At 75.7% G+C, this 26,587-nt stretch carries 24 protein-coding genes; 7 read left to right on the top strand and 17 right to left on the bottom strand.

Annotated features, from left to right (window positions below; all coding sequences use genetic code 11):
• The first annotated feature begins 25 nt into the window (after nt 1–25).
• Together AMOR_RS06160 and AMOR_RS06155 are read left to right on the top strand one after the other, a co-directional pair.
• Nucleotides 26–3,067, top strand: a complete 3,042-nt coding sequence (locus tag AMOR_RS06160; protein WP_248359672.1) for a hypothetical protein — start codon at nt 26–28, stop codon at nt 3,065–3,067.
• Between the two features lie 186 nt (nt 3,068–3,253).
• On the top strand, nt 3,254–3,559 hold the full coding sequence (locus AMOR_RS06155; protein ID WP_248359670.1) for a hypothetical protein: 306 nt from the start codon (nt 3,254–3,256) through the stop codon (nt 3,557–3,559).
• A gap of 45 nt (nt 3,560–3,604) precedes the next feature.
• Here the strand turns inward: AMOR_RS06155 and hpnI are convergent, their stop codons facing one another.
• The 13 genes from hpnI to hpnJ form a co-directional block, all read right to left on the bottom strand.
• Nucleotides 3,605–4,768 (bottom strand): bacteriohopanetetrol glucosamine biosynthesis glycosyltransferase HpnI, encoded by a 1,164-nt coding sequence (gene hpnI, locus AMOR_RS06150; RefSeq protein WP_248359668.1) that lies wholly within the window; start codon nt 4,766–4,768, stop codon nt 3,605–3,607.
• Nucleotides 4,765–5,646 (bottom strand): hopanoid biosynthesis-associated protein HpnK, encoded by an 882-nt coding sequence (gene hpnK, locus AMOR_RS06145; protein WP_248359666.1) that lies wholly within the window; start codon nt 5,644–5,646, stop codon nt 4,765–4,767. The genes hpnI and hpnK overlap by 4 nt, the downstream gene beginning before the upstream one ends.
• 2 nt (nt 5,647–5,648) lie before the next feature.
• A complete protein-coding gene (locus AMOR_RS06140; RefSeq protein ID WP_248359664.1) occupies nt 5,649–6,413 on the bottom strand; it encodes a phosphorylase family protein in 765 nt (254 codons plus the stop codon).
• Nucleotides 6,410–7,210, bottom strand: coding sequence for a carotenoid biosynthesis protein (locus tag AMOR_RS06135; protein WP_248359662.1), 801 nt, complete (start codon nt 7,208–7,210; stop codon nt 6,410–6,412). The genes AMOR_RS06140 and AMOR_RS06135 overlap by 4 nt, the downstream gene beginning before the upstream one ends.
• Before the next feature lie 9 nt (nt 7,211–7,219).
• Nucleotides 7,220–9,232 carry a squalene--hopene cyclase gene (gene shc, locus AMOR_RS06130; RefSeq protein WP_248359660.1) on the bottom strand — a complete coding sequence of 671 codons (2,013 nt, stop codon included), beginning with the start codon at nt 9,230–9,232 and terminating at the stop codon, nt 7,220–7,222.
• Nucleotides 9,229–10,185 carry a phytoene/squalene synthase family protein gene (locus tag AMOR_RS06125; protein ID WP_248359658.1) on the bottom strand — a complete coding sequence of 319 codons (957 nt, stop codon included), beginning with the start codon at nt 10,183–10,185 and terminating at the stop codon, nt 9,229–9,231. Before AMOR_RS06125 ends, shc begins: the two co-directional genes overlap by 4 nt.
• A complete protein-coding gene (locus tag AMOR_RS06120; protein ID WP_248359657.1) occupies nt 10,182–11,858 on the bottom strand; it encodes a phytoene desaturase family protein in 1,677 nt (558 codons plus the stop codon). The genes AMOR_RS06125 and AMOR_RS06120 overlap by 4 nt, the downstream gene beginning before the upstream one ends.
• On the bottom strand, nt 11,855–12,922 hold the full coding sequence (gene fni, locus AMOR_RS06115; protein WP_248359655.1) for a type 2 isopentenyl-diphosphate Delta-isomerase: 1,068 nt from the start codon (nt 12,920–12,922) through the stop codon (nt 11,855–11,857). Before fni ends, AMOR_RS06120 begins: the two co-directional genes overlap by 4 nt.
• Entirely contained in the window at nt 12,919–13,935 is a 1,017-nt protein-coding gene (gene hpnH / locus AMOR_RS06110; protein WP_248359652.1) for an adenosyl-hopene transferase HpnH, read from the bottom strand. Before hpnH ends, fni begins: the two co-directional genes overlap by 4 nt.
• Entirely contained in the window at nt 13,920–14,945 is a 1,026-nt protein-coding gene (gene hpnA / locus AMOR_RS06105) for a hopanoid-associated sugar epimerase (protein ID WP_248359650.1), read from the bottom strand. Before hpnA ends, hpnH begins: the two co-directional genes overlap by 16 nt.
• A gap of 4 nt (nt 14,946–14,949) precedes the next feature.
• Nucleotides 14,950–16,896: a 1-deoxy-D-xylulose-5-phosphate synthase gene (gene dxs / locus AMOR_RS06100; protein ID WP_248359648.1), complete on the bottom strand. Its 1,947-nt coding sequence runs from the start codon at nt 16,894–16,896 to the stop codon at nt 14,950–14,952.
• A gap of 145 nt (nt 16,897–17,041) precedes the next feature.
• The gene (locus AMOR_RS06095) at nt 17,042–18,052 is read right to left on the bottom strand and encodes a lysylphosphatidylglycerol synthase domain-containing protein (RefSeq protein ID WP_248359646.1); all 1,011 of its coding nucleotides are present in this window, start codon (nt 18,050–18,052) and stop codon (nt 17,042–17,044) included.
• Nucleotides 18,049–19,497 carry a hopanoid biosynthesis associated radical SAM protein HpnJ gene (hpnJ, locus tag AMOR_RS06090; protein ID WP_248359644.1) on the bottom strand — a complete coding sequence of 483 codons (1,449 nt, stop codon included), beginning with the start codon at nt 19,495–19,497 and terminating at the stop codon, nt 18,049–18,051. The genes AMOR_RS06095 and hpnJ overlap by 4 nt, the downstream gene beginning before the upstream one ends.
• Nucleotides 19,498–19,662: 165 nt before the next feature.
• On the opposite strand from hpnJ, the gene AMOR_RS06085 reads away from it, so the two are divergent.
• The 3 genes from AMOR_RS06085 to AMOR_RS06075 all read left to right on the top strand — a co-directional run bounded on the left by AMOR_RS06085 (nt 19,663) and on the right by AMOR_RS06075 (nt 22,013).
• Nucleotides 19,663–20,412: a hypothetical protein gene (locus AMOR_RS06085; protein WP_248359643.1), complete on the top strand. Its 750-nt coding sequence runs from the start codon at nt 19,663–19,665 to the stop codon at nt 20,410–20,412.
• 14 nt (nt 20,413–20,426) lie between these two features.
• Nucleotides 20,427–21,443, top strand: a complete 1,017-nt coding sequence (locus AMOR_RS06080) for a DUF3187 family protein (protein WP_248359641.1) — start codon at nt 20,427–20,429, stop codon at nt 21,441–21,443.
• A gap of 222 nt (nt 21,444–21,665) precedes the next feature.
• The gene (locus AMOR_RS06075) at nt 21,666–22,013 is read left to right on the top strand and encodes a response regulator (protein WP_248359638.1); all 348 of its coding nucleotides are present in this window, start codon (nt 21,666–21,668) and stop codon (nt 22,011–22,013) included.
• Between the two features lie 74 nt (nt 22,014–22,087).
• Here AMOR_RS06075 and AMOR_RS06070 read toward each other — a convergent pair whose 3' ends face one another.
• Together AMOR_RS06070 and AMOR_RS06065 are read right to left on the bottom strand one after the other, a co-directional pair.
• Entirely contained in the window at nt 22,088–22,372 is a 285-nt protein-coding gene (locus tag AMOR_RS06070; RefSeq protein ID WP_248359635.1) for a hypothetical protein, read from the bottom strand.
• Between the two features lie 132 nt (nt 22,373–22,504).
• A complete protein-coding gene (locus AMOR_RS06065; RefSeq protein ID WP_248359632.1) occupies nt 22,505–23,014 on the bottom strand; it encodes a ferritin-like domain-containing protein in 510 nt (169 codons plus the stop codon).
• A gap of 176 nt (nt 23,015–23,190) precedes the next feature.
• Between AMOR_RS06065 and AMOR_RS06060 the strand changes: the two genes are divergently transcribed.
• On the top strand, nt 23,191–24,114 hold the full coding sequence (locus AMOR_RS06060) for an alpha/beta hydrolase (RefSeq protein ID WP_248359630.1): 924 nt from the start codon (nt 23,191–23,193) through the stop codon (nt 24,112–24,114).
• On the opposite strand, the gene AMOR_RS06055 is transcribed toward AMOR_RS06060, so the two are convergent.
• Together AMOR_RS06055 and AMOR_RS06050 are read right to left on the bottom strand one after the other, a co-directional pair.
• Entirely contained in the window at nt 24,111–25,313 is a 1,203-nt protein-coding gene (locus tag AMOR_RS06055) for an acyltransferase family protein (RefSeq protein ID WP_248359628.1), read from the bottom strand. The two genes, AMOR_RS06060 and AMOR_RS06055, sit on opposite strands and share 4 nt — an antisense overlap.
• A gap of 4 nt (nt 25,314–25,317) precedes the next feature.
• A complete protein-coding gene (locus AMOR_RS06050; RefSeq protein ID WP_248359626.1) occupies nt 25,318–25,770 on the bottom strand; it encodes a universal stress protein in 453 nt (150 codons plus the stop codon).
• Nucleotides 25,771–26,116: 346 nt separating this feature from the next.
• Here AMOR_RS06050 and AMOR_RS06045 point away from each other — a divergent pair, with 346 nt between their 5' ends.
• Nucleotides 26,117–26,575: a CBS domain-containing protein gene (locus AMOR_RS06045; protein WP_248359624.1), complete on the top strand. Its 459-nt coding sequence runs from the start codon at nt 26,117–26,119 to the stop codon at nt 26,573–26,575.
• Nucleotides 26,576–26,587: the final 12 nt, after the last annotated feature.

Genomic DNA, 26,587 nt, shown 5'->3' with positions numbered 1-26,587 from the left:
CGCCGTACCGGCGGGAGGGGGTCCCGTGGCCGTCGGAGTCGTCCTCGCGAAGGTGGCGCCGCCGAGCCTCGCGACGGTGGTGGTCCGGCCGCGTCTGTACAGGCGGCTCGACGCCGCCGCGCGCCGGCCGATCGTGTGGATCAGCGCCGCCGCGGGGAGCGGCAAGACCACGCTCGCAGCGAGCTACCTGGCCGCGCGGCGCCGCCCGTGCCTGTGGTACCAGGTCGACGCGCGCGACGCGGACCCGGCGACGTTCTTCTACTACCTGCGGGAGGGCGCGCGCCGGATGCGTCTTCGCGGTCACGCCGCGCCACCGCTGCCGCTGCTGACGCCGGAGTACGCGCGCGGGCCCGACGCGTACGCTCGGCACTTCTTCGAGCGGCTCGGGGCGCTGCTGCCGGACGGAGCGTGGCTCGTCCTCGACAACTACCAGGACGCGCCCGAGGACGCCGCGCTGCACCTGCTCCTGCCGGGCGCCCTCTCTGCGCTTCCGTCGCGGGTGCGCGTCCTCGTGCTGAGCCGCACCGCGCCGCCTCCTCCGTTCGCGCGGCTCGCGGCGCAGGGTGCGATCGCGATGATCGACCCGGCGGAGCTCGACCTCACGGTCGCCGAGACGCGCGCGCTCTCGCGGGCAGCCCGCCGCGAGCCCTGCGACGCGAGCTGCGCGAACGCGCTCCGGGAGAGGACCGGCGGGTGGGTCGCCGGGACCCTCCTCCTCCTCGACTCGCCGGTGCGCGGGATCCCGCCGGAGCGAGGCGCCGCGCCCAGGGGGCAGCAGCTCCTCTTCGACTACTTCGCCGCCGAGATCTTCGAGCGCGCTCCGGCCGAGGCGCAGGGGCTGCTGCTCGCGACCGCGGCGCTTCCGGAGGTGGAGCCCGCCTCCGCGGCGGCGCTCTCCGGCCGTCCGCGCGCCGGCGAGATCCTGGCGGACCTCGTCCGCAGGAACTACTTCACGTTCCGGCTCGCGGGCGCGCGCCCCCGGTACCGCCTCCACCCGCTCTTCCGCGAGTTCCTGCTCGATCGCGCCCGGCAGACCCTCGACGCGTCGACCCGCCGCGCGCAGTCGCTGCGCGCCGCGGAGATCCTCGTCCAGGAGGGCAGCCCGGACGCCGCCGCCGACCTGCTCGCCGCTCGCGGCGAGTGGGACGGGCTGGCCGCCCTCGTCCGCCAGCACGCGCCCGCGCTCGCGGCCCAGGGTCGGCTCGCGTCGATCGAGGGCTGGTTGCGCGCGCTCCCGGAGGCGACCGTCGACGCGGATCCGTGGTTGACGTACTGGCTCGGCGTCTGCGGGTTCGCGACCCCGGCGGCCGCGCGCGCGCGGTTCGAGCGGGCGTACCGCGCGTTCCGCGAGGCGGGCGACGTCTCCGGCACGCTCGCCTCCTGGGCGGGGTTCGTCGGGACCTTCTTCTACGTCTGGGACGACTTCCGCGAGCTGGACCCCTGGATCGCCGACATGGAGGCGCTGAGCGGCACGGTGCGCTTCCCGTCCCTCGAGCTGGAGGCGCAGGTCACGTTCGGCATGCTGGCGGCGCTGATGTGGCGGTACGGCGCGCACCCGCAGCTCGGCCGCTGGCGCGACCGCGCGACGGCGCTCCTGGACTCGGACGCGCCGCCGGACGTGCGGATGCGGCTCGCGGCGTATCTCGCGTTCTACTGGGTGAGCTGGCGCGGCGACCTCGCCGCGGCGAGGCGGCTCCTCGACGCGGTGAGGCCGCTCGTGGCCGCGCGGGACGTGACCCCCCGCACCGAGATGCTCTGGCACCTCATGGAGGCGCACTGCTGCGCGCGTGCGGGGGATGCGGCGGCGTGCTTCGCGGCGGTCGAGCGCGGGCTGGCGACGGCCGGCCGGACCGGGGTCCTCGGCCTGAACCACGTCGTCGCCGTCCAGGGCGCGTACGGGGGCCTCGTCTCCGGCGATCTCGACGCCGCCCGCCGCTACCACGCGCTGGTTCGACGGGACGTGGGCGGCGAGAAGGCGAACCGCGCGCACTACGAGCACCTCGGCGTGTGGATCAGCCTGTGCGCGGGGGACCTCCCGTCGGCAGAGGAGAGCGCGCGGCGGTTGCTGGAGGTGGCGCCGGCGGTCGGCGCCCCGATCGCCGAGGCCTGGATGGAGCACACGGTCGCGCACGTCCTCGTCGAGCGCGGGCAGCACGACGAGGCGGTCGCCCGGCTCGAGCGCAGCATCGCGTGGGCGCGCCGCGTCGGGGATCCCGCGGTGCTCCATCACGCGCTCCTCTCCATCGCGTACGCGCGCCTGGCGCAGGGCCGCGTCGCCGACGCGCTGCCGCCGCTCCGGGACGGGATGCGCGTCGGGCGCGAGCACGGTTACGTGAGGCACCCCTGGATCGGCTGGCGGCGGGACGTCATGGCGCGCGTCGCGGCGCTCGCCCTCGAGCACGAGGTGGAGCCGGACCACGTCCGTGCGCAGATCGCGGCGCTCGGCCTCGCGCCGCCGGACGGGGCGCCCGCGGTCGCCGCCTGGCCGTGGCCAGTCCGGATCCTCACGCTGGGCCGGTTCGAGCTGTGGCGCGGGGAGGAGCGGGTCCGGTTCACGCGGAAGATGCCGCTCAGGCCGATCCGGCTCCTCCAGGCGCTCGTCGCGCTGGGGGGGCGGGACGTGGGCGAGGACCGCATCGCCGACACGCTGTGGCCGGACGCCGAGGGCGACGCGGCCCGCCGGGACCTCGAGGTCACGCTCCACCGCGCACGCGCGCTGCTCGGCCGGACGGACGCGATTCTCCAGCGCGGCCGGCGGCTGAGCTTCGAGCCGCGCGTGTGCTTCGTCGACGCCACGGCGCTCGCGGAGGCGCTCGCCGTGGCCCGCGCACGGCCCGGGGGGACGCCGACCGAGGGCGACGTGGAGCGCGTGGCGCGGCTGTACCGCGGTCCGCTGCTGCCGGGCGTCGAGGACGACCTGCCGCTCGTGCCTGCGGCGCGCGAGCGCCTCCGCGAGGAGGTCTCGCGGTGCTTGCGCGCGCACGACCGCGGCGCCCCGGGCCCGGGCGAGCGGCCGCCGGACTGGCGCCAGCGGTGCGCGGAGGCCGACCCGGCGCTCGGGTCGTAGCCGGCCTCGCCCGACGCCGGCGGGGCGGGCGGCCCGTTCCCGCCGGTGCGCGCGCCAGCGAGACCCCGGGCTCCGCCCGGGCCCGCGATCCGTATGCGGTGCGTATGCGCCCAGGGCCCATCGTCCTCCCATCTGACGGAGCGCTGCGCTGGGCCACGTCCATCGCACGGCTCCAGGGAGGTCTTCATGGACACCGCGATCGCGTCGGGCGTGGGCGCGCTCTCTCCGGAGGTCCTGCCCCAGATCGTCCCGCGGCAACAGCTGCCGCGGCCCACGGCGCGCGCGCCAGCGGCGCCGAGCCGCGCACCGCGCTGCGGGCCGGCGTTCGAGGGGTTCGGGCGACGCCGGACGCACGACGGCCTCGTGCTCGGCGGGCTCTTCATGCTCGTCTCCGGGCTGATCGGGGTCGGGGCGTGGATGGCCGCCGAGGTCGGGCGGGGCGTCGCCATCGCGCAGGCCTGCGACGGCGCGTGTTCCGAGGCGAGGAGGTGAAGCGACCGCGTCGCGTGGTGGGGAGGGGCGCCGCCTGGGGCGCGCTCAGGCCTGCTCGGGCCCGGCGGTCCGCTCCGGCGGCACCGGCCGCAGCCGGCCGACCCGATCCACGTGGAAGACGTCCCCCCGCCACACCACCCGCCGCCCCATCGCCGCCGCCGCCCACACCGCCGCGGTGAGCCCGTCCCGCAGCGGCAGCAGCGGCAGTGCCTGCAGCGCCGCCAGGTCCCCGGTCGCGCGCGCGATGCCCGCCGCCGCCAGCCAGCGCACCGCGAGGGAGCCCGCGACCGCGGCCCAGCCGAGCGGCGCGAGCCCGGTCGCAAGGAGCGCGAGCACCGCGAGAGGAGTCGAGAACGTCATCGCGAAGCCGAAGTGCCCGAGCGGCTGGCTCGCGCGCGTGCAGCGCGCCCATCGCACCTCGCGCTCCCACCCGTCGCGGACGGTGGTCGGCCCCAGCACGGTCGTCACCACGTGCCGGGCCACGACGACGCGCCGCCCGAGCGCGGCGACGCGCGCGCCGAGCTGGTAGTCGTCGGCGAGGTAGTCGACCAGGGCCGCGAATCCGCCGAGGGCGCGGAGGTCGCGCCGCCGGAGCGCGAGGGTGGAGCCCATTCCGAACGGCATCCCGAGCAGATCGCCGGCCACGATCGCGGACGGGAGGAACGTGACCCCGACGTAGAGCGCCTCGAGCGACGCCGCGAGCGACCGGGGGTCGGCGGCGCGGTACGGGCAGGTGACGAGCCCGACGTCGGGCTCGAGCGTCGCGACGACGTCCCCGAGCCACGTGGGCTCGACGCGCATGTCGCTGTCGCTCGACACGAGCACATCGTGGCGAGCCGCGCGCGTCAGCGCCGCGAGGAGGCTCGCCTTGCGGTTCGGTCCCGGCGCCGGCGCGACGACCACCTGGACGGCGACGCCGGGGTGCGCCGCGCGCAGCTCCGCGAGGAGCGGCAGGACCGGATCGGAAGGATCGGCGACGCCGAAGACGAGCTCGAAGGTGGGGTAGTCCTGGCGAAGGAAGCTCTCGAAGCACGCGCGCGCGTCGGCGTCGACGCCGCGGACGGGCTTCAGGATCGACACCGGCGGGAGCGGTGCGGCCGGAACGGGGACCCTGGCCCGGACGTGGCGGCGCACCGCGAGCAGCGCGAGGGCCCAGTACACCCAGCTCGCAGCGGTGAGGGCGAGGAGCGCGCGCGAGGCGAGGATCATGGCCGCTCCAGCGCCGCGTAGGTGGCGAGCGCGAGGCCGCGAGCCTCGAGCGCGGCGCGGACCGCAGGGTCGAGGAGGGCCGCGAGGTCGCGCGGGTTCGGACCGCGGGCGTCGCCCGGCGCGGTGGAGGGGTGGAGGAAGAGCTCGGTGGCGCCTCCGCCGAGGCGCGGCACGAGCGCGAGCAGGTACGCCGCATCCATCGCGCCGCTCCGGACGATGCCGTGCACCCGGTCGGCGAACCGGAGCCCGAGGCGCCGCGCGGCGCCGCGCCAGCCCCGGGCGAGCGCACCGAGCACGGCCGCATCGATGGCGGCGCGACGGGGGCGAGCCTCGGGGAGCGCCGCGAGCCCCTCCCACGGGAGCCGGATCCCGCGGGCGCCGGCGCGGGCGGCGCGCTCGGCGACGACCGGGAACACGGCGGGGTGGAGGTGGAGATGGTGGTGCCCGTCCACGTGCGAGAGCGGGAGGCCCGTCGCGACGAAGCGGTCGACCTGCGCCGCGATCTCCCGCGCCGCCTCGCGCCGCGCGGCCGCGCTCGACGCGAGCCGGAGGAAGACGCGCGCGGGATCCTGGAGGAGCCGGCCGTCGGCGCCGACGAGGTGCGGCACCTCCCGGGACGGGAGGACCGGCCGCGCGTCCGCGAGCGCGAGGTGGAGCCCGACCGCGAGGCCCGGCGTCGCCCGCGCCAGCGCGACCGCCTCGTCCAGCGCGTCGCCCGCGACGAGCAGGCTCGCGCCGGTCAGGACCCCGTCGCGGTGCGCGCGCGCCACCGCCGCGTTGACCTCGGTCGAGGCGCCGAGGTCGTCGGCGGTGACCAGCACGTGGCCGAGCGGTGGCCGCGCCGTGGCCTGCGCCCGGGCCGCTGGATCCGCGCGCATCGTCACCTCCGCGCCGCGGCGCCGGCGCTCGGGCCGTCCGGCGCCGCGGCGGAAGTGCCCGCGCCGGCGGCGACGGCGGCCGCCGGCGCCTCCGCGAGGCCGCGCGTGCCGCGGACCAGCCACGCCCGGCGGAGCGCCGCGGCGGCCGCCAGGCTCGAGCGGACGAACGCACCCGCCCGGACCGGCTCGCGGGCGATCTCCGCAGCGGCGCGCGCCGCGGCCGAGAGCCGGGCCCCGGCTCCGTCCGCCGCGAGCGCCTCGCCGAGCGCGCGCACGAACCGCGGGAACGGCGCGTCCGGCGTGTCGGTGACGAGCCGGAGGACCGCGATCGGGACGCCGGCAGCGGCCGCGACCTCGGCGAGCGCGACCGACTCCATGTCCACCGCGGCGGGCGCGGCGAGCAGCGGCGGCGCGCCGGTCACCACCGCGTCGGCCGCCGCGACGCGGCAGGCGAGGGCGTCCGGCGCGAGCCGGAGCGCGCCGGCCGGTAGCGGCAGGGGGGCCGCGCGGCGCGCGTCGAGCCGGTGGAGGCTGGCCGCCGTCACGAGCGTGTGGAGCGGCACGCCGGCCGTGAGCGCGCCGGCGAACCCGGAGGAGACGACCAGCGCGGGGCGGGGCCCGGCGGCGAGGCGCGCGCGGAGCGCCGCCGCGGCGCGCGCCGGGCCGACTCCGGTCCGGAGCACCTCCACGTCCCGGGCGCCGGCGCCGGCGAGCCCGCGCCGGCACGCGTTCGCCTCGGTGCGGGTCGGGGCGCAGACGAGGATCACGCGCCCGGCTCCGCGAGGAGCGCCCGGGCGGGCCGGAGCGCCCGCGCGAGCGGCACGAGCGTCGCCGCGCTGACCGCCGCGCTCACCGCGGCGAGCCGGAGGTCGCCGATGGCGACGGTGACCGCGAGCATGAACCCGAGCACGCCCGCGTACGTGCCGAGCACCGCCCAGGCGAAGACGGGCGGCAGGCGCCGCCAGGGATCCCGGCACCACGGCAGGCGCAGGAGGGCCTGCTGGAACACCCACTGGGTCGCCGCGCCGACCGCGAACCACCCGGCGAAGTTCGCGGCGGTGACCCCGAACCAGAACCCGTCGCCCGGGTAGGCGTAGATCCGGCCGAGGAACCACTTCTCGCCCTGGAGCGTCACCGGATCGATCACCACGTCGAGGAGCATCATCAGCAGGCCGCCGAGGAGCGGGGTCGAGGGCGCGAGGAGGGCGGGCCAGGGCGCCTCCGCGCGCGCCGCGCGCGGAGTGCGGACCGCCGCCGCGAGCGCGAGGCTGAAGTAGGAGAGGAACACGAACGAAAGCGAGTCCCAGAACGGCACGTTCGCGATCCAGAGCTCCCGCGTGCGAGTCCCGTCGAAGTAGGCGTACGGCCCGAAGGGGAACCCGTTGCGGGTCGAGCTGTACTCGGCGGCGAACGCGATCGCCCACGCCGGGAGGGCGAAGGTGAGGGTGCGCTTCCAGCCGAGCTGCCAGAGCGCGAAGGCGAGGAAGCACGCGAGGAACACGTAGACGTAAGGGCGGTAGACGACCGTGCCCCAGAGCAGCCGGAGGACCTCGCCCGCCGCCACGATCGCCTCCTACGCGCCCGCCGCGGCGCAGAAGCGCCCGAGCGCCATCAGGGGGAAGTAGTGCCGGTAGAGGTGGTAACGGAGGTAGAAGTGGCGCGGGAAGCCCGTCCCGGTGAACTCCTCCTCGTGCCAGGAGCCCGCGGCGGGTCCCCCGTCGAGCTGTCGCGAGACGAGCCACGCGACGCCGCGCGTCACCGCGGGGTCCGAGGCCGGCCGGTAGGCGAGGAGCCCCATCACCCCCCACGCGGTCTGGGACGCGGTCGACGGCCCCTTCCCCATCCGCGTCCGGTCCGCGTACGACTCGAGCCCCTCGCCGAAGCCGCCGTCCGGGTTCTGCACGGCCTCGAGCCAGCGGAGCGCGCGCACGACCATCCCGTCGGACGCGGGGACGCCCACGCGCGCGAGGCCGTTCAGCACGTTCGACGTGCCGTACACGTAGTTGACGCCCCAGCGGCCGTAGAAGCTCCCCTCGGGCTCCTGGGCGCGCCGCAGGTAGGCCAGCGCGCGGTCCACGGCGGGGCCGCGCCGCTCGCCGGCGATCCCGAGCGCCTCGAGCACTCGCCCGGTGACGTCGGGGCTCGACGGGTCGCAGAGCGAGTCCATGTCGGAGAACGGGATCTCGTTCAGGAAGAGGCGGTCGTTCTCGACGTCGAACGCGGCCCAGCCGCCGTCGCTGTTCTGCATGCCGCGCATCCACGCCAGCGCCCGCGCGACCACCGCGCCGCAGGCCGACGCGGGGTTCTGCTTCACGAGGCCGACCACGATCGCGGCGGTGTCGTCGACGTCCGGGTACCAGGTGTTCGCGTACTCGAAGGACCAGCCGCCCGGCGGGATCTCCGGCGCGTAGACCTTCCAGTCCCCCCAGTCGTTCACGAGCTGCTTCGCCTCGATCCAGCGGCGCGTCGCGACGAGGCGCGGATCGGCGGGGTCGGCGCTCGAGTCGACGAGGCCGATCAGCGCGAGGATCGAGTCCCACACGGGCGACTGGCAGGCCTCGATGCGGAAGCCCTCGGCGTCCGAGATGGAGAAGGCCTCGATGGCCTCGAGGGCCCTCCGCACCGGGTCCGAATCGAGCGCGTGCCCCTGCAGGCGCAGCGCGAGCGCGCCGTTCAGCATCGGCGGGAAGATCCCGCCCCAGTCGCCGGTCGCCTCCTCGTGCTCGAGCACCCAGGCCTCGCAGGCCCGGAGCGCCCGGGCGCGAAGCGCCCGCAGCGGCGCGCTCCCGCGGAACCGGTCGTGCACTCGCAGCACCGCGTCGCCGGCGTTGAAGAAGGCCTTCCACCCCGGGCCGTGCCGGCGGAGCGTCTCGAGCACGGAGGAGCGGTACGGGATCCTCTTGTGCGCGGGGTCGAGCCAGAGCCGGTCGAGGAACGTGCTCTCCGGGGAGCGGCCGCCCGGGAGCGCGAAGACGGGGCGGTGGTGGAACACGATGAAGAGCGGCACCATCGTGGACCGCGCCCAGCTCGCGAGCCGGTACACGTTGATGGGCGCCCACGATGGAAGGAAGATGACCTCCGGCGGGACCACCGGCACCGCGTCCCACGGGAACAGGCCGAAGAGCGCGAGGTTGATGCGGGTGAACACCCGGACGCGCTCGACGCCGCCGGCCGCCCGGACGAACCGCTCCGCCGCCGCGAGCCGCGGGTCGTCCTCCCCGAGGCCGAGGAGCCGGAGCGCGAGGTAGGTCTCGACGGTCGTCGAGACGTCGCCGGGCAGGTTCCAGGCGATCCCCCAGCTCCCGTCCGCCTTCTGGCGGCCGCAGAGGTACCGGATGGTCGCGTCCCGGCGGCACCCGAGGTCGAGCCCCAGGGCCTGCCGGAGCAGGACGTACTCGGCGGTGATCGTCGCGTTCGACTCGAGCTCGCCGCACCAGTGATCGCCGCGCCGCACGCGCCAGAGGAAGTCCTGGGCCGCCCGCGCGGCGCGCCGCGCGGCGGAGGCCAGCCCGATCGCGGGCGCGGGGGCAGGTGCGGCGGCGGCCGCCGCCGGAGGATCGCAGACGAGCACCTCGCCCGCGCTCATGGCGCGTGCGGGCGCCCGTTCCCCGCTGGCCCCTCGTGGCGGCCCGCCAGGCCCGCACGCCACGCGCGCCAGGTGGAGACCGGGATCATCGAGAGCTTCTCCGAGACGGTCAGCGACGCCCGCCGCGAGAACACGTCGAACCCGTTCGCGCGGATCTTGTCGAGGATGGCGCCGTAGGCGTCGGCGGCGAACTGGAACGCGGCGCGTCCGCGGGCGGTGGTCATGAGCGGGATGAGGGCGAGCCCCTCGTCGTAGAGGCGGCGCGCCCGCGCGATCTCGAACTCCATGAGGGCCCGGAACGACGGGTCGTTCGCCTGGCGCGGGAGGTCGCCGGCGCAGAGCCCGAACCGGCCGAGGTCCTCCTCCGGCAGGTAGATCATGCCGCGGGCGTGATCCTCGCCCACGTCGCGCAGGATGTTCGTGAGCTGCATGGCCGTGCCGAGCGTCTTCGCGTGCTCGAGGGCCGCCGTCCCCTCCCGGTAGCCGGCGACGGGCGTGATCATGAGCCCGATGGTGCCGGCGACGCGGTAGCAGTAGTGCTCGAGGTCCGCGAACGTGCCGTAGCGGAGGCCGTCGAGATCCATCTCGAGCCCGGCCACGAGGTGGTCGAACGGCTCGAGCGGGATCCCGTACTTGCGGATGGTCTCGCCGAGGACGAGGTACCGCGCGTTCGGCGCGTCGCCCGCGACCGCGCGGCGGAGGTCCGCGAGCATCTGGTGCAGCTCGGCCCGGATCGCCTCCGGGCGCGCGTCCGGGGGGCGCTCGTCGACGAGGTCGTCGGCGATCCGGGCGAAGCCGTACAGCGCGGCGATCGCGTCCCCTCGCTCGGGCCCGAGCAGCTTCGCCATCACGTGGAACGTCTTCCCGTGCTCCCGCAGGATCGCCCAGCACTCGGCGTATCCCCGGGCCCGGTCGCTCCCGCTCGCGGGCGCGGCGGTGGTCAGCGTCGTCATGCGGCCCCCCTTCCTGGTTCTGCAGCGAGATCCTCTGCCGCGCCACCCGGCGCCGGCGCGACGGGGCGTGGGCGGGGCCTGCGGGCCCGCAGGCGCGCGTCGGCGCGGCGGGCGGCGATCTTCCCGGAGAGGGCGGCGGTGGGCACCGCGCCCGGCCAGACGGTGAAGTGGCCGGCGGCGTGGAGGTTCGCGAGCGGCGTCGCGGCGTTGCCGAGCGGGAGCGCGAACGGGAAGTTGCGCCAGTCGAGGGCGAACCCGCAGCTCCCGCCGAACGCGTTCCGGGTGAAGCGCACCGTGGAGGGCGGTGCGCCGACGTCGAGGAACTCGACCCTCGACGACGCGCCCGGGACGAGCCGCTCGAAGGTCGCGAGGAGGTCGTCGGCGACGCGGCGCTTCAGGGCCCGGTACGCGGGCGGGCGCGGCGTGCCGCGCTCCTCGCGCGCGGTGTCGCCGGTGAGCCCGGTGCCCCAGCCGTCCTGCCAGTCGTGCCGGGTGAACGCCTGGAGCACGACGGCGGTCTTCCCCGGCGGCGCGAGGGTCGGATCGAACAGCCCGTGCGCGGTCACCTCGAGGAACGCCTTCCGGTGCGCGCCGGCGTCGGCGTCGAGCGCGGTCCGGCAGCCCGGGTCCGGGAAGTAGAAGACGTGGGCGGTCCGGAGCCGCTCGCGGAGCGCCTCCGGCGCGAGGTCGAGCCCCAGGTAGACGGAGACGAGCGCGTCGGAGTGGCGCGTCCGCTCGAGGCGCGCCGCGCGCGCCGGCGGGAACCGCTCGCGGCCGACGAGGCGGAGCGCCTGTCGGGGATCGCCGGTGTAGACCACCTCGTCCGCGGCGAGCCGCTCGCCGTGGTGGGTGACCGCCGCCTCGACGCGCCCGCCGCGCACCTCGAGCGCGGTCACCGTGCGCTTGAACATGAAGCGGACGCCGCGCGCCTCGAGCCGCGCCACCCACCGCTCGAAGAACGCCTGCAGCCCGCCCTCCGGGTACCAGTAGTCGTCCGCCCAGAGATGCCAGAACGCCGAGGCGACGAAGACGTTCATGCCGGTGTACCCGCACCGCGAGAGGAGGTCGCGCGCGGAGGACGGCGGGAGCTCCCGCGCGTACCAGCGCTCGAAGTCCTCGAGCATCCAGGTGCGGAGGTCGCGGACGCGCCGGACGAGCGCGGCGGGCGAGGAGCCGCCGAGGGCCCCGAGCACCCAGCGCGCCAGCGAGGCGCCGCCGCCATCCACCACGTGGGGGATGCGCTCCGGCACGAAGAGCGCGCGGATGAGCTCGGAGGTGCGCGCGTGGAGGTCGAAGACGCGCCCGAACGCGGCGGCGGAGTCCGGGAACGCCCGCTGGAACGCCGCCCGGACCTGCGGGATCGACTCGACGTCCACGTCGAGCCCCGGCATCGCGAGCCGATAGCGCGCGCGCCGGAAGGTGGCGAGGTCCGAGAGGCCGTAGGCGTCGAGGAGCGGGAAGACGATGCCCATGTCCTCGAACGACTGGCAGCCGACGTCGAAGTGGAACCCGCGCCGGCGCATCCCGGCCATGAGGCCGCCCGCCTGGTGGTCGTGCTCCACCACGAGGACCCGGTGTCCCCTCGCGGCCAGATCCGTCGCGGCGACCAGGCCGGAGATCCCGGCCCCGATCACGAGGGCGTCGACGCGCCCGTCGCCGCCCACGCCCGTCATCGCGCGTCCCCTCGCGGCCCCGCTGCCAGGTCGCGCATCGGGACGAGCCGCCGCGTGCGCAGGTCCGCCACCGTGCGCGCGCCGGTGAGGAACATCGCGGTCCGGAGCTCGGCCACGATCCGGAGGACGACCGCCACCGCGTCCTCGACCGAGCGCTCCGCGGCGCGGAGGATGGGGAGGGCGACGGCGGCCGCGTCCGCGCCGAGCGCGATCGCCTTCGCGACCTCGAGGCCGTCGCGGATCCCGCCGGAGGCCACGACGATCCGGTCCGGGAGGACGCGGCGGCAGGTCGCGACGCTCTCCGCGGTCGGGATCCCCCACCGCGTGAACCGCTCGCCGACCGCCCGCTTCACCGGGTCCGCCGTCCGCAGGCTCTCGATCCAGGACCACGACGTGCCGCCCACGCCGGCCGTCTCGACGCCCGCCACCGGGAGGTCCCGGATCTTGAGCGCCGTCGTCTCGGAGATCCCGGAGCCGACCTCCTTCAGGAGCACGGGAACGCCGACGTCCGGCGCGAGGGCGCGGATCTTCGGGACGAGCGACGAGAACCGCGTGTCGCCCCCGGGCTGGATCGCCTCCTGGAGCGGGTTCAGGTGCAGGTTCAGCGCGTCGGCTCCCACGTCGGCGACGAGGCGCCGGAGCTCTGGCAGGCCGACGCCGTAGTTGAGCTGGACCGCCCCGACGTTCCCGAAGACGAGCGGCAGGTCCGGCGCGGCCTCCCGAACGGCGTACGTGGCGCGCGTGGACGGGTCGGCGAGCATCTTCCGCTGCGACCCGAGCGCGAAGCCGACCCCGCACCGGGCCGCGGCGAGCGCCAGCCGCCGGTTCATCTCCCCCGCGCGCGGCGTGCCGCCCGTCATCGCGCCCACGACGAGCGGCGCCGCGAGCCGCTTCCCGAGGAGCGTCGTCCCGGTGTCGACCTCGTCGAGGTCCAGCTCGGGCAGCGCGTCGTGGTCGAGCCGGAGCGCTCCGAAGCCGGTCGGGTCGCCGTCCGGGAACTCGACGCCGCGCTCGAGGGCGAGGGCGAGGTGGCTGTCCTTGCGATCGGGCGGCGGCGTCGTCACCGGGCTCCTCCGAAGACCGAGCGGACCGAGCGGACGACGCTCCCGACGGATGCCATGCTGTCCTCCACGGCGGTCGGCTCGTATCCGCAGTGCATCATGCAGTCCGCGCACTTCGGGTGGCGGCCGGTCCCGTACCGGTCCCAGTCCGTCGTCTCCATGAGCTCCCGGAACGTGGAGGCATAGCCCTCGGAGAACAGGTAGCACGGGCGCTGCCACCCGAAGATCCCGTAGTTCGGGCTGCCCCAGGGCGTGCACTGGTAGTCGACCTTGCCCTGGAGGAAGTCGAGGTAGAGCGGCGAGTGGTTGAAGGCCCAGCCGTGCTCGGCGGTGGGCCGGAACACCTCGCGGAAGAGGGCGCGGGTCTGCTCGCGGACGAGGAAGTGCGCCTGGTCCGGCGCGCGCTCGTAGGCGTACCCGGGAGACGTCATGATCCCGTCCACCCCGAGGGCCGTCACCTCGTCGAAGAAGCGGTGGAGGTCCTCGGGCGCGTGGCCGAGGAAGATGGTGCAGTTGATGGTCACGCGGAAGCCGCGCGCCTTCGCCGCCCGGATCGCCTGCACCGCGGTGCGGTACACGCCCGGGCGCTGCACCGAGGCGTCGTGGTGGCGCTCGTCGCCATCGAGGTGGACGTTGAGGGAGAGGCCCGCGTCGGGGCGGAGCAGGTCGAGCTTCTTCTCGAGGAGGATGGCGTTCGTGCACAGGTAGACGATCTTCCCGCGCGCGAGCAGCCCCTCGACGATCTCGCCGATCTTCGGGTGGATGAGCGGCTCCCCGCCCGCGATGCTCACGACGGGCGCGCCGCACTCCTCCGCCGCCGCGAAGCACTGGTCCGGCGTGAGCATCCGCCGCAGCGTCTCCTCCGGGTGCTGGATCTTCCCGCAGCCCGCGCACTCGAGGTTGCAGCGGTAGAGCGGCTCGAGCATCAGCACGAGCGGGTACCGCCGCCGGCCGCGCAGGCGCTGGGCCACGATGTACTTCCCGACGGCGACGGCCTGCTTCAGCGGGATGCCCATGCGACGATCCTCGGATCCGGTTGTGCCACGTAACCGCGCTCGAAGAACCAGCGGAGCGCGTCCTGGAAGGCGACGCGGACGGGCGTCTGCGGGAGCCCCAGGTCCCGGACCGCCTTGCCCGCGTCGACGAACATCCGCCGCCGCGACATGCGGACCGCCTCGAGGGGGAACGCGGGGGGCCGGTGCGTCACCTCTGCCAGCGCGGTGGTGACCGCGCCGGCGGTCCACGCGACCGCGTACGGCAGGCGGACGCGCGGAGGGCGGCGGCCGAGCAGCTCCGCGAGCGTCCCGAGGATCTCGCGCAGCGTGAGGTTCTGGTGGCCGAGGATGTAGCGCTCGCCGGGGACGCCGCGCTCGGCCGCGAGCCGGTGCCCCTCCGCGACGTCGCGCACGTGGACGACGTTGAGCCCCGTGTCCACGTACGCCGGGATCCGGCCGCGCGCGAAGTCCACCAGGATCCGGCCGGTCGGGGTGGGCTTCACGTCCCAGGGGCCGACCGGCGCGGTGGGGTTCACCACGACCACCGGCAGCCCGACCGCGACGTAGGAGAGCGCGGCGCGCTCGGCCTCGAGCTTGGAGCGCTTGTAGTGGCTCGTGAGCTGGCCCGGCGCGAGCGGGGTGGCCTCGTCGCAGGGGCGGGGCAGGCCGGAGAGGCCGATCGTGCCCACGGTGGAGGTGTGGACGACGCGCTCCACGCCGTGCGCGAGGCACGCGTCGAGGACGTTCACCGTGCCGCGCACGTTCGACTCGTACAGCTCCTGCGGATCGCGCGCCCAGAACCGGTAGTCGGCGGCGACGTGGAACACGCGGACGCAGCCCCTGACCGCGCGTCGCACCGCGTCGGCGTCGCGGAGGTCTCCCTCGACGACCTCCACGGGCAGATCCGCGACGTTGCTCCGGTCGGAGGCGGCCCGGACGAGGGCGCGGACCTCGTCGCCGTGCTCGAGCAGCACGCGGGCGACGTTCGCGCCGATGAACCCGCTCGCGCCGGTGACGAGGACCCTGGCCATCCGCCTATCCCGTCGCCCGGCCCAGGTCGGCGCGCGCGGTGAGGCGGTCGCCGGCCGGTCTCTCCGCCCCGAGGAGCTCGCGGACGGACCGCGCGATCCCGGCCGCGTCGAGCCCGAGCGCCGCGAGCTGCCGGCCCGCGTCGCCGTGCCCCACGAAGGCGTCCGGGAGCCCGAGCCGCGCGACCGCGACGCCGTCGGCGAGGACGCCGCGGGCCGCGAGCGCCTCCAGACAGGCAGCGCCGAAGCCGCCGGCGAGGCAGCCCTCTTCGACGGTGACGAGCCGCCGCGGACCCGTGACCGCGTCGCAGAGCGCCTCCTCGTCGAGCGGCTTCACGAACCGGGCGTCGAGGACGGCGGCGTCGATCCCCTCGGCCCCGAGCGCCGCGGCGGCGGAGAGCGCGGCGAGGGCCGGCGCCCCGGCGGCGGCGATCACGACGTCCGGCCGCGGGCCGCCGGCGCGGAGCCAGCGGGCCCGGCCGACCGGCAGCGCTCGCGGCTCCTCGGCCGGGACCCCGGCCGCTGCGCGCCGCGGGAACCGGAACGCGGCGGGCCCCGGGAGCTCGAGCGCAGTGCGCAGCATGTGCCGGAGCTCGTTCTCGTCGGACGGCGCCATCAACACGAGGCCGGGCACGCACCGGAGGTAGGCGAGGTCGAACGCGCCCTGGTGGGTCTTCCCGTCGGCGCCGACGAGCCCGGCGCGGTCGAGCGCGAAGGTGACCGGCAGCCGCTGCAGCGCGACGTCGTGGATGATCTGGTCGAGCGCGCGCTGCAGGAAGGTCGAGTAGATCGCCACCACGGGCCGGACGCCCTCGCACGCGAGGCCGGCCGCGAACGTGACCGCGTGCTGCTCGGCGATGCCGACGTCCCACGTCCGGTCCGGGAACCGGCGCTGGCAGCGGCGCAGCCCGGTCCCCTCGAGCATCGCGGCCGTGATCGCCACCACCCGTCCGTCGCGGGCCATCTCGTCGCAGAGCGCCTGCGCGAAGACGTCCGTGTACGGCGGCGGCCCCGAGCTCCGGGTCGCCGGCCGGCCGGTGCGGGGGTCGAAGAACGACAGCGCGTGCCCGCGGGTCGCGGCGTCGGCCTCCGCAGGCGCGTAGCCCTTTCCCTTGGCCGTGAGCGCGTGCAGCAGCACGGGCCCCTCGAGGCGGGCGAGGCCGGCGAGCGTCTCGACGAGGGCGCCGACGTCGTGCCCGTCCACCGGCCCGACGTACCGGAACCCGAGCGCCTCGAAGAGCATGCCCGGCGTGACGAGGGCCTTCGCGGCCTCGACCGCCCGGTGAAGCACGTCGATGGTCCGGGCGCCGTGCGGCGCATCCTGGAGGACGGCCTTCACGAGCCGCTCGACGCGCTCCGCGGAGGGCGAGGCGAGCCGCTTCGAGAGCCACTCCGACACGGCGCCGACGTTCGGCGAGATCGACATCTCGTTGTCGTTCAGGACGACGAGCAGATCGCGGCGCAGGTACCCGGCCTGGTTCAGCCCCTCGAAGGCGACACCCCCCGTGAGCGCACCGTCCCCGACGAGCGCGACCACCTTGCCGCGGCCGCCCGCGATCCGCCGGGCCTCGACCATGCCGAGCGCGGCGCTGATGGCGGTCGACGCGTGCCCCACTCCGAACGCGTCGTGCTCCGACTCGGCGCGCTCGGGGAAGCCGGCCAGGCCGCCCTCGGTCCGGAGCGTCGCGAAGCGATCGCGGCGGCCGGTGACGAGCTTGTGAGCGTAGGCCTGGTGGCCGACGTCGAACACGAGGCGATCGATCGGGGAGTCGAAGACGTAGTGGAGCGCGACATTCAGCTCCACTGCGCCCAGCGACGATCCGAGGTGACCGCCGGTGCGCGCGCACACGGCGACGATCTCGCCGCGGATCTCCTCGCACAGCCGGGGGAGATCGGTGACCGGGAGCGCCTTGAGGTGCCCCGGAGAGTCTATGCGATCGAGGAGTCGCTGCATCACGCGCTCGCGCGGAGAACCGAGGAATGACGGCGGCGCAGCGCGCGCCGGACGACCCGACTCGACTATCCGTTTTGGTGAGCATCCGCCCGGGCGACTGTCCGTGCAATCTCCCGTGTGGGCACTTTCTGCCATTAGACGAAAGTCAGGACAGCGCATCCCCTGCGCGGGGATGCCGCCCCCCTAGCACTACGCGTGCCTCGCGCCACTGCCAGATCGCGAGCACGGGCGCGAAGACGAGGAGATCCCGGGCGCGGCGGGCAAGCGCGAGCGCGAGCGCGGCATCAGGCGGGAGGCCGACCGCGCCCCCGACCGCCACGAATGCGCCCTCTTGCACGCCGAGTGCACCCGGCACGACGAACGCCGCGCTCGAGAGCGCCTGGACGATCGCCTCGACGGCGAGCGCATCGGGGACGGTGAGGGGGTGACCGGCGAACGCGAGGAACGCCCAGATCTCCGCGCCGCCCGCTGCCCACCCGGCGAGCTGCCACGCCGCGCAGCGCGCGACCCGCCCCGGGCGCCGGTACACGGCCGTGGTCGCGCGATCGATCCTGCGTCCGCTTCCCACGAGTGCGGCGAGCCGCCGCCCTGCGACGGCACGCGCGAGGCGGGCGGTGGTCTCGAACGCGCCGGCGCGCTGAAGGAGCGTGAGCGCGACGACGATCGGCGCCGCAGCGGCGAGGGCGATCCAGGACGTCCGGACGACCGGTCCGCCCGGCGCGCGGGAGGCGAGGGCGGCGATGCCCCCGAGCGTGAACACGAGCTGGCTCGCGAGACTCGCCGTCATGTCGACGACGAGGCTGGCGGCCGCCTGCGGGCCGGGCACGCCGCGGCGGACCAGGAGCCGCGCCGTCGCGAGCTCCCCGCCGATGCGCGCGACGGGCAGGAGCCCGTTCACCGCCTCCCGCACCCACACGAGCCAGAAGAAGAACGGCAGCGACCGGCGCCGCCGCGGCCCAGGGGAGCCCCGGCCGACGAGGAGCTGCCACGCCCGCGCGTTGAGCGCCATGGGGAGGACGTGCACGAGGCTCGCCCAGACCACGCCCAGCCCGGCGGTCGCGAACGCCGCGAGCACCGTCCCGAACCCGGCGTGCACGACCAGCGCGGTCGCGACGGCGAGGCCGGCGAGGGCCAGGAGGAGCGCGGCGCGGCTCACGTCGTCGCGCCCACGCCGCGCGCGTGCTCCCGGCGCGCGCGCAGGTACTGGAAGAACTCGACGCCCTCGCGGAGGCGGCGGCGGAGCATCTGCGGGCTCCTGACCATCTCGCCCACGATCTCCGCGATCTTGCTCGGCCGGAAGTAGAACTCACGGTAGAAGCGCTCGACGGCGGCGTGCATGTCCTCGTGGTCGAGGTGCGGGTAGTGCAGCGGCGCGAGCTGCACGCCGTGCTCGTCGACCAGGTCCGCGTGCGCGGCGTCGAGCCAGCCGTGCTCGACGGCCTGCCGGTACAGCTCGGTGCCGGGGTAGGGCGCCGCGAGCGACACCTGGATCGTGTGCGGGTCGAGCTCGCAGGCGAACCGGATCGTCTCCTCGATGGTCTCGCGCGTCTCCCCGGGCAGCCCGATGATGAACGTACCGTGGATGGTGATGCCGAGGTCGTTGCAGTCCTCGGTGAACCGGCGGGCGATGTCCAGGCGGACCCCCTTCTTCACGTTGTTGAGGATGCCCTGGTTCCCCGACTCGTACCCGACGAGCAGGACATGGACCCCGTTGTCGCGCATCACCTCGAGCGTCCGCCGCGGGACGTTCGCCTTCGCGTTGCACGACCAGGTGACGCCGATCCGGCTCATCTCCCGCGCGATTCCCTCGGTGCGCGGGAGGTCGTCGGTGAGGGTGTCGTCGTCGAAGAAGAACTCCTTCACCTGGGGCAGCGCCTGCTTCGCCCAGGCGATCTCCTCCGCCACGCTCCGGACGCTCCGGGACCGGTAGCGGTGCCCGCCCACGGTCTGCGGCCACAGGCAGAAGGTGCACTTGCTGCGGCAGCCCCGCCCCGTGTAGAGCGACAGGTACGGGTGCCGCAGGTATCCGTTGAAGTAGTCCTCGATGCGCAGGTCGCGGGCGTAGACGGGGGTCACCCACGGCAGCGCGTCCAGGTCTTCCAGCGGCGGGCGCTCCGGGTTGTTCACCACCGCGCCGGACGGATCGCGCCAGGAGAGGCCGGCGATCCCCGCGAGCGGGCGCCCCTCCGCGACCTCCAGGATCGTGTAATCGAACTCGTTCCCGCAGACGAAGTCCACGGCGGGCGCGCGCGAGAGGCTGCCGGCGCGATCCACGGCGACGCGCGCGCCCACGAGCCCGACGAGGAGGCGCGGGTTCTCCTCCTTGAGCGCCTGCGCGACCCGGATGTCGGACGCGAAGGACGGCGTGGACGTGTGCATCACGACGAGCTCGTAGTCCCTCGCCAGCGGCAGGACGTCGGCGAGCGTGAGCCCGGCGGGCGGCGCGTCGACGAGCCTGCTCCCGGGCACCAGCGCGGCGGGCTGACCGAGCCAGGTCGGGAACCAGAACGATCGGACCTCGCGGTGCGCCTGGTACCGCGACCCGGCTCCACCGTCGAATCCGTCGAACGAGGGAGGCTGGAGGAAGAGGGTGGCGAGCATGCGGGCTCCACGTATGGAGAAGGGGCGCGTCCCTGCTCCTTGTAGCGGGTGAGCGACGCGCCGACACCGCGCGCTTCGGGGTGCGCGCGGTGACCGCTCGGGTGCGGAGGGGGCGTCCCGCGAGGCGCGTTCCCTTGTACGCCCCCGCGGCGGTAAGCACTCCGCGTGGATCACGAGCCCCGGGACGGCGCCCCGCGCAGGCGTCCGGCGGGCGTGCGGTGCCACCTCGGCGCCGCGGCGGTCGCCCTGCTCCTCTTCCCCGCCGCGGTCCGCGCGGGCTGCGCCGGCGACGCCGCGGGTTCGCGGCTCGCGGCGATCCCCGCGCCGACGCGCGTCGCGTTCCTGCGGCAGCGCCTCGAGGCCGCGCGCGGTCCCGCGGAGACGTGGACCGCCACGTGGGGGTTCGTCGACGGCGCGCTGGCGATCGGTCAGCTCGCCGCGCTGCCGTTCGCGTCGACCCGCGACGGCCGTATCGTCCTCGCGGCGGGCGCGGCGAGCGCCGCGCTCGGCGACGCGCAGATGATCCTCCTGCCGATCACGCCGCCGCCGGCGCCGCCCGCGGGTGGGGATGTCTGCGCCGAGCTCGCGCTCCTCGAGGCGGCGCTCGAGCGGGGCGCGCGGAACCAGGCGGTCGGCACCGGCCTGGCGGCGCACGCGAGCAACCTGTTCCTGAACGCGGCGCTCGGCGTGCTCGCAGCCCTGGCGGGGAGCCAGTGGCGAACCGGCGCCCTCACCGCGGGAGTGGGGTTCGCGCTCGGCGAGGTGCAGATCCTGACGCAGCCCACCGGCCTCGTGGGCGAGCTCGCCCGCTACCGCGCCGGCGACCTCTCGCCGGCGGAGCCCGGCGCGGCGTCGGCGCGGGTGCGCGTGCTCCCGCGCGGGGGCGCCGTGGTGTCGCTCGTAGTGTCGTTCTGAGGAGCAAGGAGACCATGCGGCCGTCGAGATGCCCGTCCGTCCTTCATGCCCTCGCCCTGGCGGCGCTCGCGGTCGCGCCCGCCGCGACGCTCGCCGACGGGACGCCGGAGGCGCCCGCGCCGCCGCGGTTCGTCTCCTGGCAGGACCCCGCTCCGCTGGCGCGCCCGTTCCTGCAGCTCCCGTTCGACGTGCCCGAGCCGCTGTCGAGGGGCGGGACGGAGATCGCGCTCCGGACGCTCTACTCGAACACCATCATCCGGGCCCAGACGAGCGCGCTCTCGGTGAACGTCTCGGTGGAGAGCGCGCAGCCCATGGTGGTGGTGCGCCAGGGGCTCCGCGACGGCCTCGAGCTCGAGCTCGAGATCCCGGGCGTCATCGACTACCCCGGCTTCCTCGCGCGGCCCATCAAGTTCGTCGACGCGTTCGTCGGCCATCCGAACCCGCTCCGCGCCGGGCCGATACCGAAGGCGCGGGTGAACATCGTGCGCGAGGGTGGCGCGGGGATCGACTGGTCGGGGACCGGGGGCGGCGCGGGCGACGTCTGGGCGGGCCTGAAGGGGCGGATCACCGCCGGGCACGGGTGGACGCCCGCGCTGTCCTGGCGGGCGGCGGTCAAGGTCCCGACCGCGGCCCTGCCGTTCGGCAGCGGCGCGGTGGACGTCGGGGGAGGCGTCCTCTGCGGGTGGACGTTCGAGAAGACCGCGCTCCACCTGACCGCCGACGTCGTGGTTCCCGGCGGCACGTTCACGCCCGCCAGGCTGGAGACCCGCCCGCACGCGGCGCTGCAGATCGGCGCGTCGCGCCGGTTCGCCACGTGGCTCTCGGCCACGCTCCAGGGGAGCGTCCACGGTTCGGCGATCACCGGCACCGGCATGGACGCGGTGGACGGCGCCAGCTGGTACGTGCTCGCCGGCGTCGCCGCCGAGGTGACCCGCCGGACCGCCGTCACCTTCGCCCTCGTCGAGAACGTGCTCCACGCGTCGCACGGGGCGGACATCACCGGCGTGCTCGAGCTCACCTGGCGGCGATAGCGCGGCGGGAGCGGGCCGCGCGGAGCTCGAGGAGCGAGCCCTCGGACTTGCGCTCGACCCCCCGGACGGGGCGCGGCCGGCGGTGCATTCACCAATCGTGCGTACTCGGCCCGCGTCTTTGCGGGGCCCGCGGGCCGGAGCATATGATGGAAGCGGGCCGGGACCGGGCGCGCCGAGCGCCGGCGCGGACCGGGACGTCGGAAGGATCGGGGGCGGGCGTCCATGCGCGCGTTCGTGGTGGAAGACGATCCGGATCAGCGCGATCTCGTGTGCCACGAGCTCGAGCGGGCGGGATGGTCCGTGGAGGTCGCGGAGGACGGCATCGCCGCGCTCGGCACCATCCGCCGCGTGATCCCCGACGTCATCGTGCTCGACCTGCGCATGCCGAACCTCGACGGCGTACAGGTCCTGAAGCTGCTCCGGTCGACGGACGTCGGGCGGCGGATCCGCGTGATCGTCACCACCGGTGGCGAGGTGGACGAGGCCGTCCGCGCCCTCGCGACGGCGGTCCTCATCAAGCCATTCAAGATCGCGGACCTGCTCCGTGCCGTGGAGCCTCCGACGACGTAGGGCCGGGGCTCATGGTGACCCGGCGCCGCTCCGCCCCGTGGCTCGACAGGCTCACCGGGAACGGGCTCCTGGCTTCACGCGGGTGGCGGCCGCAACGCCCGCAGGGTCAGGAGCTCCCGCCGCTCCGGCCACACCTCGCGCCGCAGCAGCTCGAACGCGCCGCGGCCGGCCACGTACAGCAGCATCTCGACGTGCACCGTGAGCCGGCCCTGCGCGACCTGGAGCGTGAGGACGTCGCCCCGGCTCGAGACCAGGTGCGCCCGGAGGTCGGGCTCGCTGAGCCGGTCGCGCGCGATCTCCGCGACGGACGCGACGTCGAACCCTCGGGGGAACTCCCAGACGTCGACGAGCTGATCCATGCGAAGTCCGGCGCGCCGCGGCCGGCGCGGCGCGCGGGATGCAAACAAGGTTCGGCTTCCCGCCCTTCGCGCCCACTACCTTTCGGGACGACGGGGTCACGGGGGCGCGCCGGACGGGGCGGGTCCGCGCCGCTACCCGGGCGCCTCCGGCAGATCCCCGACCGTCCGCTCGAACGCGTCGTGCCGATCGGAGAGCCAGCGCATGTGCCGCTCCTCGTCGGCGCGGAACCCCTCGAGCAGCTGCTCCTCGTCCTCGTCCCAGTCGTACGCGAGCGCGTCTTCGTAGCTCAGGTTCGTGAGCTGCTCGTCGGCGAGGATCGCGAGGACGAGGGACTCCGGCCCGAGGGGCGCCGCGAGCCGCGCGAGCCCCGCGAGCATCGGCGCCACCGTGTCCTCGGACGGCGCCAGCTCCGCGGCGCCCTCGCGCTCGAGGACGCTCGCGAGGCCGTCGACGTGCCGGCGGTGGTCCTCGCCGAAGCGCCGGAGCTGGGCCGCGAGCTCGCCGTCCTCCGCGACCTCCGCGGCGGCCTCGTAGGCGAGCGCGGCCTCGAGGTCGAGCCGCGCGAGGGACGCGAGCACCTCGACGTCGCTCAGCAGCGGCTCCTCCTGGCCCTCCTCCTGCCGGTCGTTCTCGTCAGCCATGGCGGCACCTCCGGGCTGGAATGTGCGATGCGCCCGTCCTGGCGGCAGCGGCGCAGCGGAGGCGAGCCGTCGCCCGCCCGCGGTTGCCGCCTCGGGACGATTGAGACGGGCCGCGCGCGTCGCTACATCTACCCGGCGTCGGCCGCATCCGGCGGACCGCCCGCGCCCGCTCTCCGATGCCGCTCCCGTCCGTCTCCACGACATCCCGCTCGCCCCTCGCCCGCCCCGCGGTGCTCGCCGTGATCCTCGGGTTCCTCCTCGTCCAGTGCGCGACGGCGGGCGTTCCAGGAGGCTCGCTCGCCCTCCCACCCCCCGACCTGAGGGCGAGCGCGGTGTCCCTGCGGAGCGGGTCGGGCAGCACGATCGACGGGTGGTTCTCGCGCGGACGCGCGGGCGCGGGCGCGGTGCTGCTGCTGCACGGCATCGGCGCGAGCCGGCTCGACATGGTCGGGCGGGCGAGGTTCCTCGAGGCGGCGGGCTACTCCGTCCTCCTCATCGACTTCCGCGGCCACGGGGAGAGCGGCGACGCGCAGCCGACGTACGGCGCGCTGGAGAGCCGCGACGCCCGCGCCGCGCTCGCCTTCCTCCGGACCGTCCTCCCGGACGAGCGGATCGGCGTGATCGGCGTCTCGATGGGCGGCGCCGCGGCCCTGCTCGGCCCCGCGCCGCTCGCCGTCGACGCGCTCGTGCTCGAGTCGGTCTACCCGACCATCCGCGACGCGGTCCGCGACCGGCTCCGGGCGTGGCTCGGTCCGCTCGGCGGCGCGCTCGTGCCCGGGGCGATGGCGTGGCTGTTCCCGCGGAGCGGCGTGACGCCCGAGCAGCTCCGCCCCATCGACCGGATCGCGCAGGAGACCGCGCCGGTGTTCGTCCTCGCCGGGACGGCCGATCGGTACACGACCCTCGACGAGTCGCGCGCGCTGTTCGACGCGGCGCCGGAGCCGAAGGCGTTCTGGGCGGTGGAGGGCGCCGCCCATGTCGACCTCCACGCGTTCACGCCCGCGGAGTACGAGGCGCGCGTGGGCGCGTTCCTCGCCGACCACCTCCGCCGCGGCCGCGAGGGCCTCGCGCGCGACGAGGCGCGCGGGGCGCCCCGCTAGCGCTTCGCCCGCCGGCCGAGCCCGAAGAGCACGCGGAGGGGCCCGCTCGCGTCGACCACGGCGCACAGCGCGACCGTGACGACGAGCGAGACGCCCCACACCGCGGCGAACGAGGCCGGGAGCCGCGGGCCGCGCACGACGACGGCGACGGCGGCGGCGACGATCACGGGGTGGTGGAGGACGTAGAACGGGTAGACGAGCGCGCTCGTCCGGACGAGCGCGGGCGTCCGCGCGCCGGCGAGGTGGCGGCGCGCGCCGCCCCGGAGCGCGACGAGCCAGCACCACGCGGCGGCGGCGTAGCCGCCCCAGAGCAGCGTGCCCGCGAGCGAGCGGGGCGCCGGGAGCCGGTCGAGGACGTGCCCCGGCCACGCCCACACCCCGAGCGCCGCCGACGACGCGAGCGCGAGCGAGAGCGCGGTCCGCCACTGCCGATCCACGGCCTCCCGGAGCGCGGGCTCGCCCGCGAGCGCGAAGCCCGCGATGAAGGCGGGGAGGAGCAGCCCGCGACTGGACCAGTCGTAGGCGATGGGCGCGAACCCCGCGAGCACGAGCTCGAGGGCGAGCCTCACGGCGACCGCCGGCAGGACGATCCAGGCGAGCCCGGCGGGGCCGGTGCACGGCGCCGCGAGCCGCGCCATCGTTCGCCGCCCTTCCGGCGTCCGGAGCCACAGGAACAATGGCAGCGTCACGAGCGCGAACGCGAGGAGGAAGACGAGGAACCAGAGGTGGTGCCAGGAGAAGTTGCCCTGCGGGTAGATGCCCTCGAAGAAGTGCGGGTAGAACGCGAGGAACGAGCCGTCGAACTGTCCCCGGAGGCGCCGCTCCAGCCAGACCTGCGGCGGGACGAGGACGAGGATCCCGGCCACGAGCGGCAGCCCGAGCCGCAGGATCCGCTCGCGCACGTACGTGCGCGCCGTGCGCCGCTCCAGCGCGTACCAGGCGCTCTCGCCCGCGAGGAGCATGAAGAGCGGCATGATCCAGGGCGCGAGGAAGAACGCCAGCTCGCCGAGCCACTTGCTCTGGACCGGGCTCACCACGTGCCACGCGTCCCACGGGTTGAACGGCTCGGCCGCATGGAGCGTGAAGACGAGCAGGATACCGAGGATCCGCAGCCACTCGACGTCGGCGCGCCTCGCCGGCATGGGCGGCGCCGACGTCGTCGCGGCGCGCGCCTCCGGGACGGCAGCGGCGCGCGCCACGTGGTCAGTCTCCGTGGTCAGGCGGCGAGCGCGCGACGAGCACCGGGCAGGGCGCGTCCCGCACGATGCGCTCCGCGACGGAGCCGAGCAGCAGCCGGCCGAGGCCGTGCCGCGCGTTCGTTCCCGTGACGAGGAGGTCGAATCGACCGGATCGTGCGACGTGCACGATCACCTCCGCAGGAGCGCCGCTCTCCACGATGGCACGGACCGGCGCGCCGGTGCGCCGCTCCGCCTCGGCGCGCCACGCGTCCAGCTTGCGCCGCACCTCGTCCGCCTCCTGCTGCACCTGCTCCGGCTGGACCTGGACGCGCGCGCCGGGTGCCCGCGGCACGTCGTGCACGTGCACGAGCGTGAGCCGGGCGCCGACCTTGCGGGCCAGGTCGGCGGCGGTCTCCAGCGCGTCTCGCGCGCTCCGGGAGAAGTCCACCGCGCACAGGATCTCGACCCAGTTCATCATGGTCCCCGCCTCCGCCGGCGCGACGCCGGCGGCGGCGCCTCCCGGCTGCCGTCGCCGGCGGGGTGCCTGCACCTTCCTTGTACCGCCGGGACGCTGGAGGAACGACGGGGTCCGACGGGTGCTCCGGACGGAGGTCCCCGCAGGAGGGCCGCGCGCGCGGACGCGCCAGGTGCCGGACCTCCTCGGCCGGGCTGCGGCAGGGAGGCCGGCGGGCGCTCGCGAGCGCCAGGCATCCGGCGCGAACCTTGCGACCCCCACGACCGCTCGACCCGGCGCGCCGCGGGTGGTGACATCGCGGGTAGCGGGGCGGGCCGCGCCGGCGCGCCCGGCCGACGGGGGGGACGCCATGAGAGTCGACGAGATCATGTCACGTGCGGTGAGGACCGCGACCGCGGGCGAGAGCGCGGAACTCGCGTACGAGCGCATGCGGGCGGGCGGGATCCGGCACCTCGTGGTCGTGGAGGGCGGGAGGGTGGTGGGGATCGTGTCGGAGCGCGATCTCGGCGGCGCGCGCGGGGCGGCGATCCGGTCGGGGCGCACCGTCGGCGAGCTGATGACGGAGGGCGTCGCGACGGCCACGCCGGCCACCACGCTGCGGCAGGCGGCGAACCTGCTCCGCGGCCGCACGATCGGGTGCCTGCCGGTGCTCGACGAGACGCGTCTCGTCGGGATCGTGACGGTCACCGACCTGCTCGAGGTGGTCGGGGACGTCGCACGGAAGGCCTCGACGGACGCGCGGTGGAAGCCGGTCCGGCGGATGGGCCGGTGGCCGCGGGTGTCGGAGGATCGCCGGGCGCGGCGCTGATCCGCCGCCGGC

The organism is Anaeromyxobacter oryzae (assembly GCF_023169945.1).
Classification (GTDB): domain Bacteria; phylum Myxococcota; class Myxococcia; order Myxococcales; family Anaeromyxobacteraceae; genus Anaeromyxobacter; species Anaeromyxobacter oryzae.
This window is presented reverse-complemented; position numbering and strand designations above follow the sequence as displayed.